General features: G+C 65.5%; 15 protein-coding genes. 6 read left to right on the top strand and 9 right to left on the bottom strand.

All coding sequences use genetic code 11. The features are described 5' to 3' along the window. Positions 1-6: 6 nt before the first annotated feature. The 5 genes from HMPREF9710_RS04420 (at position 7) to HMPREF9710_RS04400 (ending at position 3,598) form a co-directional block, all read left to right on the top strand. Positions 7-1,347: a penicillin-binding protein activator gene (locus HMPREF9710_RS04420; RefSeq protein ID WP_005664274.1), complete on the top strand. Its 1,341-nt coding sequence runs from the start codon at positions 7-9 to the stop codon at positions 1,345-1,347. Position 1,348: 1 nt separating this feature from the next. Beyond that, a complete protein-coding gene (locus tag HMPREF9710_RS04415) occupies positions 1,349-1,708 on the top strand; it encodes a YraN family protein (RefSeq protein WP_005664273.1) in 360 nt (119 codons plus the stop codon). Positions 1,709-1,764: 56 nt separating this feature from the next. Further along, positions 1,765-2,361 carry a phosphoheptose isomerase gene (locus HMPREF9710_RS04410; protein ID WP_005664272.1) on the top strand — a complete coding sequence of 199 codons (597 nt, stop codon included), beginning with the start codon at positions 1,765-1,767 and terminating at the stop codon, positions 2,359-2,361. Then, complete coding sequence (locus tag HMPREF9710_RS04405; RefSeq protein WP_005664270.1) at positions 2,354-2,998, top strand: BON domain-containing protein; 645 nt, start codon at positions 2,354-2,356, stop codon at positions 2,996-2,998. Before HMPREF9710_RS04410 ends, HMPREF9710_RS04405 begins: the two co-directional genes overlap by 8 nt. Positions 2,999-3,070: 72 nt before the next feature. After that, positions 3,071-3,598: a TlpA disulfide reductase family protein gene (locus HMPREF9710_RS04400; RefSeq protein ID WP_005664269.1), complete on the top strand. Its 528-nt coding sequence runs from the start codon at positions 3,071-3,073 to the stop codon at positions 3,596-3,598. Between the two features lie 3 nt (positions 3,599-3,601). On the opposite strand, the gene HMPREF9710_RS04395 is transcribed toward HMPREF9710_RS04400, so the two are convergent. The 3 genes from HMPREF9710_RS04395 to HMPREF9710_RS04385 form a co-directional block, all read right to left on the bottom strand. Beyond that, the gene (locus HMPREF9710_RS04395) at positions 3,602-4,024 is read right to left on the bottom strand and encodes a PaaI family thioesterase (protein WP_143054479.1); all 423 of its coding nucleotides are present in this window, start codon (positions 4,022-4,024) and stop codon (positions 3,602-3,604) included. Between the two features lie 83 nt (positions 4,025-4,107). Then, positions 4,108-6,123: a helicase-related protein gene (locus HMPREF9710_RS04390; RefSeq protein ID WP_005664266.1), complete on the bottom strand. Its 2,016-nt coding sequence runs from the start codon at positions 6,121-6,123 to the stop codon at positions 4,108-4,110. A 62-nt stretch (positions 6,124-6,185) separates the two neighbouring features. Next, positions 6,186-6,593 carry a rhodanese-like domain-containing protein gene (locus HMPREF9710_RS04385; protein ID WP_005664265.1) on the bottom strand — a complete coding sequence of 136 codons (408 nt, stop codon included), beginning with the start codon at positions 6,591-6,593 and terminating at the stop codon, positions 6,186-6,188. A 90-nt stretch (positions 6,594-6,683) separates the two neighbouring features. Between HMPREF9710_RS04385 and ftrA the strand changes: the two genes are divergently transcribed. Further along, positions 6,684-7,676, top strand: coding sequence for a transcriptional regulator FtrA (ftrA, locus tag HMPREF9710_RS04380; protein WP_005664264.1), 993 nt, complete (start codon positions 6,684-6,686; stop codon positions 7,674-7,676). On the opposite strand, the gene lipA is transcribed toward ftrA, so the two are convergent. The 6 genes from lipA to HMPREF9710_RS04345 all read right to left on the bottom strand — a co-directional run bounded on the left by lipA (position 7,673) and on the right by HMPREF9710_RS04345 (position 15,391). After that, on the bottom strand, positions 7,673-8,665 hold the full coding sequence (lipA, locus tag HMPREF9710_RS04375; protein WP_005664262.1) for a lipoyl synthase: 993 nt from the start codon (positions 8,663-8,665) through the stop codon (positions 7,673-7,675). The two genes, ftrA and lipA, sit on opposite strands and share 4 nt — an antisense overlap. A 24-nt stretch (positions 8,666-8,689) precedes the next feature. Beyond that, a complete protein-coding gene (gene lipB / locus HMPREF9710_RS04370; RefSeq protein WP_005664261.1) occupies positions 8,690-9,385 on the bottom strand; it encodes a lipoyl(octanoyl) transferase LipB in 696 nt (231 codons plus the stop codon). A 129-nt stretch (positions 9,386-9,514) separates the two neighbouring features. Beyond that, on the bottom strand, positions 9,515-11,215 hold the full coding sequence (gene ltrA / locus HMPREF9710_RS04365) for a group II intron reverse transcriptase/maturase (RefSeq protein WP_040775017.1): 1,701 nt from the start codon (positions 11,213-11,215) through the stop codon (positions 9,515-9,517). Between the two features lie 1,170 nt (positions 11,216-12,385). Then, entirely contained in the window at positions 12,386-12,652 is a 267-nt protein-coding gene (locus HMPREF9710_RS04360; protein WP_005664257.1) for a DUF493 family protein, read from the bottom strand. Positions 12,653-12,699: 47 nt separating this feature from the next. Continuing rightward, the gene (locus HMPREF9710_RS04350) at positions 12,700-14,616 is read right to left on the bottom strand and encodes a DUF6600 domain-containing protein (protein ID WP_005664255.1); all 1,917 of its coding nucleotides are present in this window, start codon (positions 14,614-14,616) and stop codon (positions 12,700-12,702) included. Between the two features lie 136 nt (positions 14,617-14,752). Then, a complete protein-coding gene (locus HMPREF9710_RS04345) occupies positions 14,753-15,391 on the bottom strand; it encodes a LysE family transporter (RefSeq protein ID WP_005664254.1) in 639 nt (212 codons plus the stop codon). Between the last annotated feature and the right edge of the window lie 68 nt (positions 15,392-15,459).

Genomic DNA, 15,459 nt, shown 5'->3' with positions numbered 1-15,459 from the left:
GTTCCGATGCTGAAGAAAAAAAATCTACCGGGCTTGCTCGCGGCCGCCGTCATTACACTCTTGGCAGGCTGCGGCAGCACGCCGCTGCCTCCCGATACCGGTTGCGGCATGCCAGGCGGAGTGTGCGGTCCTGCGACGCCGGTGACGAATGCGCCGCCACCGGCGCCAGCTTACACGCCGCCGCCGCGCGAAGAAAGTGGCGTACAGACCAATCCGGTCGAACTGCCGCCGAGCGCCGGCGGCGGCCCGCGCGCCGCGGCGCCATCGTCGGCGCCGTACAGCGGCCCGGCCGTGCGCGTGGCGCTGCTGCTGCCGCTCGAGTCGCAGGCGCTGGCCCAGCCGGCCGAAGCGGTGCGCGCCGGCTTCATGGCCGCCCACGACCAGCAGCGCGAAGGCGTCACCGTCAACCTGGTGCCCACCGGCGACTCGACGCAGGCCGCGCTCGACGCCTATCGCGGCGCGGCCGAGCAGAACGATATCGTGGTCGGTCCGCTGGCGCGGTCCGCCGTGGCGGCCCTGGCCACCAGCGGCGCGGTCAACAAGCCGACCATCGCCCTGAACCACCCGCAAGTCAATTCCCCGCTGCCGCGCCAGATGCTCGTCATCGGCCTGTCGCTCGAAGACGAAGCGCGCCAGGTGGCCGAGTGGGCCGCGAGCGAGCAGCCGGTCGGCCAGGCCCTGGTGCTGACCGGCCGCGCCGCCTGGCAGCAACGCCTGTCGGGCGCCTTCAGCCAGCGCTGGGCCGAACTGGGCCGCATGCACGCGACGGTCGAACTGCCGGCCGAAGGCGGCTACGTCGACGGCAATGCGCTGGCCGAGCTGCGCGCCCGTTTGTCGGCCGAGCCGCCGCAGCTGGTGTATGCCGCCCTCGACGCCAACGGCCTGCGCCAGGTGCGCATGGCGATCGGCACCTCGCTGCCGACCTATGGCACCGCCTCGGTCAATCCGGGCCTCGACATGTCCAGCGTGCCGGCCGAACTGGTCGGCGTGCGCTTCCTCGACCTGCCCTGGACCGTACAGCCCGACCATCCGGCCGTCGCCGGCTATCCGCGCTGGAGCAATGGCGGCCAGGGGCTCGATCCGCAGCGCCTGTACGCGCTCGGCATCGACGCCTACCGCATCGCGCGCGAACTGGCGCAACGCCCCACCGGCGCGTTCGAACTCGATGGCGCCACCGGCCGCCTGTCGGTGAACGTCGGCCAGGGCGATCGCGCCTTCCGCCGCGTCGAGACCGGCGTCGTGGTGCGCGACAATGGCCCGACTGAAGAAATCCTCACCGACGATGCCGGCGGCGACAGCCTTCCGCGCCCGCGCCGCGTGTTCGAACCGGTCGCGACCGGTTTATGAAATGTGGCCCTTGCGCCTGTCCCGACGGCAGGCCCAGGGCCGGGAATGGGAACGCGCCGCCCTCGATTACTTAAAACACCATAAACTGTCCCGGGTCGAGGAGAATTTTCGCTGCAAGGGCGGCGAGATCGACCTGATCATGCGCGATGGCGCAACCCTGGTGTTCGTCGAGGTGCGCCAGCGCGCCGACCGCGCACACGGCGGCGCCGCCGCCAGCATCACCCCTGCCAAGATCCACCGCCTGGTCTGTGCGGCGCAAGTCTATCTGTTGCGTTTTCCCGTCACTCCTCCCTGCCGTTTCGACCTGGTCGCCATCGATGGCGAGCATATCGAATGGTTGCGGAACATCATTGAAGTGTAAGCAATTTTTACTGCGCTTGCTCAGGTGGGGTTGCCGCTGCACTATAATCCTCGGCTATGAATACTCAACGCATCCTCGCTCACTTCCAGGAGAGCGCCGACCTGAAGATGAAGTCGGCCGCCACCCTGGCTCCTTCCATTTCGGCGGCGGTAGAACTCATGTTCAGCGCCCTCTCCAACGGCAACAAGATCCTGGCCTGCGGCAACGGCGGTTCGGCCGCCGACTGCCAGCACTTCGCGGCCGAGCTGGTCGGCCGTTTCGAGCGCGAGCGCTTCCCGCTGCCGGCGATCGCCCTGACCACCGACACCTCGATCCTGACCGCGGTCGGCAACGACTACAGCTTCAAGGAGATCTTCTCGAAGCAGGTGCAGGCATTCGGCCAGGCGGGCGACATCCTGCTGGCGATTTCGACCTCGGGCAACTCGGCCAACGTGCTGGCCGCGGTCGAGGCGGCCCTGGAGCGCGAGATGCGCATCGTGGCCTTCACCGGCAAGGACGGCGGCCAGTTGGGCAAGCTGCTGACCGACGCCGACGTGCACATCAACGTCCAGCATGCGCGCACCGCGCGCATCCAGGAAGTCCACCTGTGCGCCATTCACTGCATCTGCGACGGCATCGACGTCGCGCTGTTCGGAGGAGACGAGAATGCGTAACACCCGCCGGCCCATGGCCGCGCTATTGACCAAAGTCGTGCTGGGCACCGCCCTGGCGGCATCGCTGTCGGGCTGCTTCGGCCTGATCGTCGGCGCCGGCGTGGCCGGCGCCGTGTCCACGGTCGACCGCCGCACGCTGGGCGCCCAGACCGAGGACAAGTCGATCACGGTCAAGGCCGAGCTGGAAATGCGCAAAGTCACCGGCGATGCCGGCAACGTCAACGTCACCAGCTTCAACCGCCGCGTGCTGCTGACCGGCGAAGTGCGCGACGAAGCCATGAAGCAGGCGGCCGAGCGCGAAGTGCGCAAGATCGCCAACGTGGTGTCGGTCATCAACGAGCTGGCGGTCTCCGGTTCGTCGAGCTACACCTCGCGCTCGAACGACGCGCTGATCACCACCAAGGTCAAGACCAGCCTGGTCGACATGAAGACCGTGTCGGCGATCTCGTTCAAGGTCACCACCGAACGCGGCGTGGTCTACCTGATGGGCCTCGTCACTCCGCGCGAAGGCAATATCGCCGCCGATGTCGCCAAGGGCGTCTCGGGCGTCACCCGCGTGGTGAAGATCTTTGAATACATCAACGAAGAAGATCCGCGCGTGCGGCAGAACAGCCCGGCGCAGGCTTCGCTGGATTAAACAAGGCCTTCATCAGCCCACCAGAAGCGGCAGGACTATAATGGTCCTGCCGTTTTTTCATATCGACCGACCATGACCGCTCCCACGCATTCATCCGCTACCCGTTCCTGGTTCAAGCCCGCCGCCATCGGCGCCGTGGTGCTCGCCCTGGCCGGCATCGGCTACGCCTCGTTCAGCAGCACCACGCAGGCGCCCGACGTCACCTTCATCAGCATCGCCGGAGAAAAGATCAGCACCCAATCCTTGCGCGGCAAGGTCGTGATGGTCAACTTCTGGGCCACTTCCTGCGTCACCTGCGTCAAGGAGATGCCGGACATGGTCGCGACCTACAACAAGTACAAGGACCAGGGCCTGGAATTCGTCGCGGTCGCGATGCAGTACGACCGCCCCGACTACGTGCTGAACTTCACCGAGCAGCGCAAGCTGCCGTTCAAGGTGGCGCTGGATTCGGCCGGCGACATCGCGCGCCAGTTCGGCGACGTCACCCTGACCCCGACCACCTTCCTGATCGACAAAGAGGGCCGCATCCTCAAGACCTATGTGGGCGAGCCGGACTTCGCGGCCGTCCACAAGCTGATCGAGAAGGAACTGGCCGGCTGAGGCTCAGGCTTTCGGATACAGGATCATCTGGGTGCAGCGGAACAGGGCGATGGTCTTGCCGCTGGCCTGGTCCGTGACGGTGGCGTCCCACACCTGCGTGGTGCGGCCCAGGTGCACCGCGGTGGCGGTGCAGGCCAAGGTGCCTTCGCGCGCGGTGCCCAGGTGGTTCGATTTCAGTTCGATGGTGGTGAAATTCTGGGCGCCTTCCGGCAGGTTGCTGACGCAGCCATAGCCGGCGCAGGTGTCGGCCAGGGTGACCACGCTGCCGGCGTGCAGGTAGCCATTGGGCGCCAGCAGCTGCGGCTCGACCTTCATCTCGGCGGACAGCTTGCCGGGGCTGACGTCAGTGATGCGGATGCCCAGGTGGCCAGGGAGGAACTTGGCGCCGAACTCGTTGAAGGCTTCCGGGGTGTACTTGGTATTCACGTGTGTCTCGATGTTGTTGTAAAAAACGGCATCGTACACCGGGATCGTTCCACCGGGTCGAGTGATGCTTCTACTCGGCCGGCTCAACGGCGCTTGGCGCCACCCTGTCGTCCGCCCTGCTTGCCTCCCTGCTTGCTCCCCTGGCGCCTGCGCGCCGCCGAATTCTGCTGCTGCAGCATCGCGTCGACCCGCTCCGACGCCTCGCGCGCCAGCTCCTGGGCCAGCTCGATGCTCGGGAAGTATTCCGGCTCGCGGTAGCCCAGCCAGGCATAGGCCGAATACACGCGGCAGGTGTCCTCGACCTCTTGCAGGTTCATGTAGAACAGGTGCTGCGGATTCGGGTTCGGCTGCAGCTTGACCACCTTCTTCTTGGCCAGCGACAGCGCCCAGTGTTCCCAGGCGCTTTGCAGCACCGGCACGCGGCTCGAGATCGGCACCAGCGACAGCATGAATTTTTCCGCCACCGACAAGGGCAGCGTGTCGAGCCATTCGGCGCGCTCGTTCTGCTCCTCGGTGATGCGCGGGTAGAAGAAGCCGTCCGGCACGTCGATATTGTGCACGAAGCGTTTCAGGAGCTTGACCAGCGAGGTCTCGCCGGTCACCGCCGCGATGCGGTGCAGCTGCTCGAGCGACGGCGCGACTGCGAAGCCGGTGGCGGCCACCGGCGGGATCTTTTCCTTCATCAGCGCGCGCATCACCTGGTGGGTGTCGTCGTCGTAGCCGGCGACGAAGCCCTCCTCGTGCACGCCGTAGCGCCCTGCCCGGCCCGCGATCTGCTTGGCCAGCGCCGCCGGGATCTCTTCTTCCTCATAGCCGTTGTACTTGACCGTGGTGGTCATCACGATGCGCGCGATCGGCATGTTCAGGCCCATCGCCAGCGCGTCGGTGCCGACCACGATGTCGGCCTGCCCTTCGCGGAAGCGCTCGGCCTGGGCCCGGCGCACCTCGGGCGACAGGTTGCCATACACCGTCGCCACCGACAGGCCCTTCTCGGTGATCATGTCGCGCCACATCAAGACCTCGCGCCGCGAGAAGCAGATCACGGCGTCGCCGCGGCGCAGGTTCGACAGCTTGCGCACGCTGGACGGCTCCATCGACAATGGCCCCATGCGCTTGAGCACGTGAACCTCGAGCGGCACCTCCAGGCGCTCGGCCAGCGCCTCGATCGCGCGCCGCGCTTCCGGCGCGCCGACCAGGTACACGACGTTCGCCGGCGCCCCGACCACGGCGGTGGTCCAGGCCGCGCCGCGGTCGCGGTCGGCCAGCATCTGGATCTCGTCGATCACGGCCACTTCCACCGGCGTCTTGGTGTCGAGCATCTCGACCGTGCTGGCGACGTGGGTCGCGCCTTCTTCGAGGCGCCGTTCCTCGCCGGTGATCAGGCTGACTTTGATCGGCTCGCCGTGCGGACGCGCGGCCTGCAGGCGCTCGTAGTTCTCCAGCGCCAGCAGGCGCAGCGGCGCCAGATACACGCCGCTGCCGGCCTTGGCCAGCGCCTCCATCGCGCGGTGGGTCTTGCCCGAGTTGGTGGGCCCCAGCAGGGCGATGAACTTGCGCTGCATGCGGCTGGCCACCTCGAACGAGCGCGGATACTCGGCCAGGTTGATGCTTTCCTTGGTGCGCGCCGCATGGCGCTCTTCCTCTTCGCGCTCGACCGCGTGGGTCAGGCGCTGCGAGATGCGCTGGAACACGTACTCGGCCGGCTCGGACGTTTCCAGCTCGTCGAGCACGTCGAGAAACAGCATCGGGTCCCAGCCGAACTGGTCGGCATCCTCGGCGATGTCGCGCACGAATTCCTCGGCTTCGAGGTGCAGGCGCTGCAGGTCTTTCTGGTCGGTGCGTTCCTCGACCAGCTCGCGCCGCGCCAGCAAGTCCATCTTGCGCCACTTGCTCGGCTTGGCCAGCACGCCGCGCGCCGGCACCAGGCGGTAGGGCACGCGCAGGCCTTCGTACTGCACCTCGCCGGAAAAGCGCAGGAACACGCGGCCTTCGAGCTTGACCAGCTCGATGCCGCGCGCGGCCAGGCCGAGTTCGCGCTCGAGGAAGGCGTCGTCGTTCTCGAGGTTGTCGGAAGAAAGATTGTCGTGGTGGTTGCTCATGAGTGAATGCGTCAGAATCGCTTGCCGCCACTATAGCGCGTAAGCGACCGACGCATTGTCCGTCAGGCGCCCCCGTCTTTCACGAGCGCATAGCCTTCATCGACCCAGCCCCTGACGCCGCCGATCATCAGCTTGACCGGCCGCCCCAGCCCCGCCAGGCGCGCGGCGCCGCGGTGCGCGCCATTGCAATGCGGGCCGGCGCAGTAGACGACGAACAGCGTGTCCATCGGATAATCGCGCAGCTTGACCTCGACCAGCTTCGCGTGCGGCATGTTCAGGGCGCCCGGCACGTGGCCGGCCGCGTACAGCGCGGGACCGCGCACGTCGAACAGGACGAAGTCGGGGTGGCCGCCCTCGAAGGCCGCATGCACGTCGGCGCAGTCGGTCTCGTATTCGAACGCCGCGCTGAAATGCGCCAGCGCCCTGTCGCTCGGCGCCGCCGGAACCGCGGAAACGGGTGAAGTCATCATGGTTGCTCCTCGTTGAAAGAGCCTGCAGTGTGGCAGCGAACGAGGGGCCGGGGCAGGTGGCGGGACGACAGAAACTGGTAACATCGCGCCATGCCCCACCATGTCGCCATCCTCGTCTACGACGGCCTGTGCACCTTCGAATTCGGCTGCGCGGTGGAGCTGTTCGCCCTCGAGCGGCCGGAGCTCGGCGTGCCCTGGTACACGCATGCGGTGTGCGCCCTAGACCCCGGCCCGCTGCGCGCCATGGGCGGCTTGAGCGTCGTCGCGCCGCACGGCCTGGAGGCGCTCGACGCCGCCGACACGATCGTCATCCCCGGCTGGCGCGACGCGGCGGAGCCGCCGCCGCCAAGCCTGGTCGACGCGCTGCGCCGCGCCCAAGCCCGCGGCGCGCGGCTGTGCGCGATCTGTTCCGGCAGCTTCGTGCTGGCCCATGCCGGCCTGCTGGACGGCCGCAGGGCGACCACCCACTGGCGCTATCTCGAGCGGCTCGCGGCAAGCTTCCCGCAAGTAGAAGTGGAGCAGGGCGTGCTGTACGTGCAGGACGGCCGCATCGTGACGTCGGCCGGTTCCGCCGCCGGCCTGGACATGCTGCTGCACGTGGTGCGCAGCGACTTCGGCGCCGAGCTGGCCAGCCGCGTGGCGCAGCGCCTGGTGATCCCGGCCCACCGCGACGGCGACCAGGCCCAGCTCGTGGCGCGCCCGCTGCCGCCGGGCGAGCGCAACGCGATCGCGCAGCTGATGGATTGGGTAAGAGAAAACGTGCGGGCGGGGCACACGGTGGAGTCGATGGCGGCCCGGGCGCGAATGGGCACGCGCACCTTCCAGCGCCGCTTCAAGGACGTCACCGGCGTGACGCCGCTGGCCTGGCTGGTGGGCGAGCGGGTCGCGCTGGCGGAAAGGATACTGGAGACGCGCCCAAGCCTGTCCATCGACGCCGTCGCCGACCTCGCCGGCCTGGGGTCGGCCGAATCGCTGCGGCGGCACTTCAGGAACCATGGCCTGCCGCCGCCGGCACGCTGTCGCCGGCTGGGCAGGGCGGCTGCCGGGGCAGCCGAAGTGGCCGGGCTGGCCGGGCTGGCTTAGGCGGCGACGCCCGCCTCGTGCGCCTGCTGGTCGGCGTGGTACGACGAACGCACCATCGCGCCCACGGCGGCGTGCACGAAGCCCATCTCATACGCCTTTTCTTCGAACATCTTGAAGACATCAGGATGCACGTAGCGGCGCACCGGCAGGTGCGAACTGGTCGGCGCCAGGTACTGGCCGATGGTCAGCATGTCGATGTCGTGCTCGCGCATGTCGCGCATGACTTCGAGGATCTCTTCGTCGGTCTCGCCCAGGCCGACCATCAGGCCCGACTTGGTGACCGCGCTCGGGTACATCTTCTTGAAGTCGCGCAGCAGGACCAGCGAGTGCTTGTAGTCGGCGCCAGGACGCGCTTCCTTGTACAGGCGCGGCACGGTTTCCAGGTTGTGGTTCATCACGTCCGGCAGGCCGTCGGCGAAGATGTTCAATGCCTTTTCGAGGCGGCCGCGGAAATCCGGCACCAGCACTTCGATCTTGGTGTTGGGCGACAGCGCGCGGGTCTTCTGGATGCACTCGACGAAGTGGCCGGCGCCGCCGTCGCGCAGGTCGTCGCGGTCGACCGAAGTGATCACGACGTAGGACAGGCGCAGGTCGGCGATGGTCTTGGCCAGGTTGCCCGGCTCATTCACATCCAGCGGATCCGGGCGGCCGTGGCCGACGTCGCAGAACGGGCAGCGGCGGGTGCACTTGTCGCCCATGATCATGAAGGTCGCGGTGCCCTTGCCGAAACATTCGCCGATGTTCGGGCAGCTGGCTTCCTCGCACACCGTCACCAGCTTGTTGGCGCGCAGGATGTCCTTGATTTCGTAGAAGCGCGACGAGGCGGTGGCGGCCTTGACGCGGATCCAGTCCGGCTTTTTCAGGCGCTCGACGTCCGCGATCGGCACGATCTTGATCGGGATGCGCGACGTCTTGCTGGCGCCTTTCTGCTTTTCGCTGGCGTTGTAGGCGGATGCGGAGGCGATGCCGGTGTCGATTTCGGAAGTCATTTGGCTCGTTGCCCCAGAAGGGCGTCAGTTGGTTTGTTCGGTTGGGACACTGTCTGGCACGGGCGACTGGCCGAGATGCCCGGTCAGGGCCCTGGCCAGCGCCTGCTGGACATCGGCCAGCGGCGCCTCGACGCCCATGGTGCGCATGTCGACCGTGGCCAATCCCGAATAGCCGCACGGGTTGATCCAGGTAAACGGGGCCAGGTCCATGCCCACGTTCAGCGATACGCCGTGATAGGTGCAGCCGTTGCCGCGCACCTTGAGGCCGAGCGCGGCGATCTTGGCGCCCTTGCGCGGGCCCTCGGCGATATAGATGCCGGGCGCGCCGGCGATGCGCTCACCGGCCAGATTATACGCCCCTAATACATCGATGACCGCCTGTTCGATTTTTTCCACGAACTGGCGCGCATACAGCTTGCCGCCCGGCTTGTTGCGGCGCAAGTCCATCAACAGGTAGATCACGACCTGGCCGGGGCCGTGGTAAGTGACCTCGCCGCCGCGGTCGGTCTGGACCACCGGCACGCCGTGCGGCGCCAGCACGTGGCCCGGATCGGCGCCCAGGCCCAGCGTGAACACGGGCGGGTGCTCGACGATCCACAATTCGTCCCGGGTCTCGGGCGTGCGCGCGTCGGTGAAGGCGCGCATGGCGGCGAAGGTGGGTTCGTAGTCGGCGCGGCCGAGTTCACGGACGAGCGGCGCGGCGGGGTGGATCGAAGACATGGAATCGGGGGCGAGGCATCGGGCCATAGTATGGAGGAGGGTAGGAAGGGTCTGTTACCAGAACCCCTCCCCCCTAAGAACCGTGCATGCTACTTTCATAGCACACGGCTCAAGCACAACAATAAGTTCCTATTCAGGAACCGGCTTAACAATTTGTAATCCAAGGCTATGCACTTGCGAGTGGCAATTAGGGTGCAATAATACGCGATTTCCAAGGGCATTGCTGCCACCGGCCACACGGTACTCTATGTGGTGGTCATGCCATCCGGTATACATGTCCATCTCCTGCCCGCATAACGCGCACAGGCCTCGTTGGTCGGAATACAACTTCGCCCATTCCTTTCGGTAGCGCATGCTCTTCAGCATCCGCTCCTGACGAAGGGTTTCGCCATACACTTCCCATTGTGGGTCATAAGGGTTGTATTCCCCCTTGATTTTCCTGTGGCGTTCGATCGGGGTACCCGGAAGCGAGTACAGCTCCAGTAACCCTTTCGTGCCATCCTTTTTGCGCACGACTGCCGCAAACACCCAGTTCCGATCTCCTACTGTCCGCCAGTACTTCTTGCGGATTTTGCTGAGTTTCATCCTTGGGTGCCTCCTCTTGGCCCACCTCGTGAGCCGCCAAAACATCAGCGACTCCACGAGCGAGAACGTTGCTTTGGCCACCACGGGACTGTGATACTGCGCCCAGCCCCGTAGTATCGGGTTCAGCAGTCGAATCAGGTTCTCATGCTTACTTGCGAGGTTATCGCCGATGACTTTCCTCAGCTTTTCGTAGAACGTTTTAACGTTTTTCTTACTTGGCTTGATGAGTAGTTTTCCGTTGTATTTCCGGAAGTTCCACCCGAGGAAGTCAAAGCCTTTGTCGATGTGTATGACTTTGGTTTTGGCTTGAGACAGTCGTAGTCCCCGTATTGCTAGGAACTCTTCCACCCAAGGCCGGATCTCGTTTTCCAGAAGCTCTTGCGAGACCCCTGTGATCACAAAATCGTCCGCATATCGTACGACCCCGACTTTCAGCTTTTCGACCTTCGACCGACCGACTCGTGTACCAAGGTACTTCGTCAGTTCGGTTTCCAGTCCATTCAGCGTCCAATTTGCTAGTGCAGGGCTGATGATGCCACCCTGCGGCGTTCCTGCTGTGGTGGCCAACAATTGCGCCCGGTCGACTACCCCGGCTTTCAGCCATTTCCGAAGGATCGTCTTGTCCATGCAGACATGTCTGATCATCCATTCGTGGTTGATGTTGTCGAAAAAGCCCTCAATGTCCGCGTCCAGCACCCATTGCGCCGAGTTTCCCCGGCATGTCTGGAGGAAGATTTGGCCCATTGCGTCTGCCGTCGAGCGGTTCTTCCTGAACCCATACGAGTTCGGGTCGCTTACCGTCTCCAGCACCGGATCGAGCGCGAACAGGAAAAGCGCCTGCATCGCTCGGTCTCTCATGGTTGGAATACCCAGCGGGCGTTCTTTCCCATTGGCTTTGGGGATATAGACCCTCCGGAGAGGCCGGGGTCGATACCGCCGTTTCTGCAACTGCGCAATTGCCGCATACTTCTGCGACGGTGTTTCCCATAGCTGCCGGTCCACACCTGAAGTACGTTTACCTTGATTCTCAGTCACTCGTTTAACCGCCAACGCCTTCGCGCTGAACGAGCGGGTCAGCCACCGCTGCAGGGATTTCACCCTGCGCCAGTCGCCTTCCTGTGTAGCCTTCGTTAGACGGATCTGCATGACCTTCACACTCTTTTGAACGCGCCGCCAATCAATGGTGGTCCATTCGGTAGGAGGGTGCGAGGACGCAGAACCGAAGTTGTCTTCGATTACTCTCATTGCTGAACCTCGTCGTAGTAGTTGCCCGACGAGGACGCAAACCGTCCCCGAAGGGAGGCTGCGTCCCTTGGGGCGGTTGTGGAATCTACTTGTCTATGTAGTCGTTTGACGACTGTTGCACCAGATGGAAGTCTGCACGCTTTCACGTCGGGACAAATCTCGAATCCCTATCCGTCCCATTACAAGCCGGCGTTCGCTTTTTCCATCCTCCCATACCCGCTTCGCCAAGGGCTTCTCTTAGGATCTTCTCCCGTCGAGTTACTTGCCTATCCCGGTGCTCTGGGATAGGCAGCGAATCGGGCTTACCCTGTTCCCTGTGATACCAGCACGGCATAGCCTGCCGCACATGACTGTTTAGGGTCTGACTTTCCCCCGGTGGTTTAGTAACGACGTATCCCCTAGGCTGACGGAGACAACTAACCACATACCGTTTGGTTCGGGCCAGCAGCAGCTTAGGCCCGTCAATGTTTACGAGGGTTCAAGCGTCAGTTCACATTACATTACCCATGCAGCCTCACCTAGCCCCTCCACCGCATTGCTGCTAGCAGTTTCTGCACCCTCACTCGCGTGTGGAATGCACCGTGTTAAACGGGGGACATCGTCGTCGAAGCTTCAAACCAACCCGTTGCCAGGCTGGCATGTTCGAGTAGGTGTCAGGTGGTCGTACACCTGGTCACGGGCCCGATCCCTCGGGTGTGACAAGATATCGCAGAGTTTGCGCTTACCGCCGTACCTTTTGACAGCAAGACCCGAGCGGGTCCGTCTCTTTGATTCTCAGGTTGAGAAATTTGCTTAGATTTCGATGAATCGTTGCGTTGAGACAACAAACATAGCCCAATTAGGCCCCTAACGTTAGCAGATTCTACGTGCTCAGGCGTGGAAACGCCCCTGCCGAGGATTGCGTTTGTCGGTGTTTGTTTGAGTTGTTTCCCCGAGAATTGCAGACGCAATTAGGGAGCCCACGGTTTTTAAATGCCAGTCCAGGAAATTTAGTCTAACTGAATCAAGGACTTACCGAGTGGCTTGCAAGATAAGGTACAGCTTCAAATGATTGCCGCAGAGCGACATAAGCGACCGCAGGTCGCACCAGCCCCGTCATTATAAGCCAGCACGATGGGGCGTGCCTGCCGAACAGGCAGCCTGCCCCGTTGACGAGATGGCAAGCCGCCCTTACAGGACCATCTTGACCATCGGGTGGGTCGACAGGGTGCGGTACACCTCGTCCAGCATCTCGCGGCTGGTGGCGGTGACGGTGACGGTCAGGCCGGTGTAGTTGCCCTTGGCCGAAGGACGGGTTTCCAGCTTGCCTTCATGGAAAGTCGGATCCAGCTGGGTCACTAGCGCGACGATGGTGGGAGCGAAATCGATATGGGTCGCGCCCATCACCTTGATCGGGAATTCGCTCGGGTATTCTATGAGGGATTCTTTCGGGTCCATGACTAATCCTGTGTAAATGCGCATTGTAGCCAATGCCGGCGTTTTCCTCAGCGTTCCTGAATTTGCCGGCCGCGCGCATCCGTATGGGCGCGCTGCTCGCCGCCGCCGCGCGGGGTGAAGGCCGGCGCGGACGGTTGCGGGCGCGGCGCGGGCGGGGCGACCATCTGCGGCGGCGGGGCGGGCCGTGGCGGCGGCGCGGCAACCATGTGCGGCGGCGGACGCACGTCGGGCCGCGGCATCGGTCGCGGTTCGGGGCGAGCAAACGCCGGCGCCGTAGTGGGCGCCATGGCCGGCGGGCGCTGCTGCTGCAGTTGCTGGCCGCGTTCGGCCCGCTCGCGCATGCGTTCGCGCTGCTCGCGTTCGCGCTCGGCGTGGCGCCCGAAACTCATGCGGTCGGCCTGCATGCGGTTGTCCAGGTCGCGCTGCATGCGGTCGCGCTCTTCCTGCTGGCGCACGACGCGCTCCTGCTGCTGCAAGCGTTCGCGCGACAGGCGCTCGTTGCTCTCGCGCTGGCGCGCCATCGGGTCCGTCTCGAGGCGGCCGCGATCCTGCACGAAGCCGTCGCGCGTCACATGGCCGGTCTCCAGGCGCTGGCGCACCTCGCGCCGCTCGAGCAGGTCGCGCCGTTCGTTGTTCCCACGGTTCCAGTCGGCGCGCGCCACCAGCGGCGGCGGCGGGGCGCTGCCCGGTCCGCGCGGCAGCGCGAAGTTCGCGCGGTCGGGGCGCGGCGCGCGCGGCACGACCACCGGCCCGCGACCGCCGAAGTGCTCGCGCGGCACCACGGTCAGGCCCTGGTGTCCCGGCCGCTGCTGGGCCGCGCGGCGGGTGGCGTGGCGCCAGTCGTTCAGGCGCCGCAGGCGCTCGCTGGACAGGCGGTAGCCGGGCACGTAGCGGTCGTAGGGGCTGAGCGGATACCAGCCATGCGCGTGCAGGTCGTGCGAGGCGAAGCCGACGCTCCAGTTGCCGCCGCCGACCCAGCCGACCAGCGCCGGCGACCATACCGGCCGCCGCTCGAGACGGCCCGGGGCCCAGGCCCAACGGTTGCGCACCTGCACCCAGCGGCCGTAGTGGAAGGGCGCATAGCCCCATGGCGCATTGTCGACCCAGGTCCAGCCCCACGGCGCGATATAGCTCCACTGGCCGTCACGGTAGGGCGTCCAGTCGGATGCCACCACGGTGGGCGTCCACAGGCTGCCGTAGTCGGAGTGGGTGCTCCAGCTGCCGTAGCGGTCGAGCTCTTCGTAGCCGGTCATCTCGGTGCCGATGTGGCGCGACGACTGCCCGGCCACCAGCGCCTGGTCGCGCGTGAGGGCCCAGTCGTCGAATTCGTCGCGCCGCGCCTGGCGCGTGCTCACGTCCTCGTCGCGTACCTCGGCGCTGCGGCCGGCGCGCACGGTGAGGCTGGCGCCGGCGCCGTCGACCTGGGCCTCGCCATCGAGCACGCTCACCAGGCTGGTGTCGGGCACGCGGTCGGCGTCCACGCGCAGGCGGCCCGGCTGGGTCAGGCGCACGGTCGCCTGGGCCGTGCGCAGTTCGAACTCGGGCGCCACCTCGCTGTTCATGACGCGGATGCTGGCGCTGCCGAAGTGCAGGCGCAGGCGCAGGCGGTCGTCGTCCAGTTCGGTGAACTCGAGCGAGCTGTCGCCGTCCAGGCGGATCGAGGTGGAGCCGATGCGGATCTCGGTGCGGGCGCCGGGCGAAGTCGTGACGAGGTTGCGCGTGGTGACCGGCCAGTTGACCACGGCGGCGGCGCTCTCGGCGCCGACGTCACCGCCGATCTCGACCTGGCCCTGGACCAGGGAAACGCGGCCCACCCGGCCCGGCGGCTCGGTTTCCATGACGCCGTTGCCGGTCGCTTCGACCTGCCCTGGCGGATCGGTCTGCAGCACGGTCTGCGCGGACGCGCAGGTGGAAATCGCAGCCAGGGCGAGCAGGGCGGCGGTATGGACGAGGCGATGGGTCATGACATGCTCCAGGATGGAACGCGGACGGGGTGGTTCAGCCTCATTACAACGCTCGAGCTCCCACGCGGACAACGCGGGTTACACAAAGTTGCATCTGCCGGCTTAGCGGAAATAGTAGCCGGCGCCATGCACATTGTCAGGCCGGCTGGCGCTTGACGAAGAACAGCATCGAGCCGATCAGCACCAGCACCGCGCCGAACACGCGGTTCTGCAGGCGCATGTGGCGTGGATCGCGCATGAAGCGCTGCATCGAGGCGGCCAGGGCGGCGTAGCCGTGCATCACGATCGAATCGATCGCCACCATGGTCACGCCCAGGATCGCCAGCTGGGTGAGCAGCGGCGCATCCTTGGCGATGAATTGCGGCAGCACGGCGACCATGAAGATGATGCCCTTCGGGTTCGTGGTATTGGTGAGAAAGCCGGTCAGCACGCGCTTGCCGAAGGACGGATGCGCTTCCAGGCCGGCGGTCGACGCCGTCGGGCCGGGCGCCGGGGCGGCGCGCCACTGGCTGATGCCGAGATAGATCAGGTACAGCGCGCCGATCACCTTGACCGCCGTGAAGGCGACCGAGGATGCCAGCAGCAGCGAACCGACGCCGGCGCCGGCGATGACCAGCACCAGGACCAGGCCCAGCTGCAGGCCGAGGACGGTCGCGCTGGCCTTCTTGAGGCCGTAGGCCAGGCCATGCGACATCGACAGGACCGCGCCGGAACCGGGCGAAATGGCGATCAGCGAACCGGCGATGACGAAGGCGATCCAGGTGGCGAAGCTCATGGTGGTGAAAAATGAATGGTGCTGCGGAAGGAGGGGGAAGACGACTGCCGGGGAGGCAAGAAACGACA

This window comes from Massilia timonae CCUG 45783 (assembly GCF_000315425.1).
Classification (GTDB): domain Bacteria; phylum Pseudomonadota; class Gammaproteobacteria; order Burkholderiales; family Burkholderiaceae_D; genus Telluria; species Telluria timonae.
The sequence above is the reverse complement of the archived record's forward strand: the minus strand, read 5'-3'. Positions and strand labels throughout refer to the sequence as shown.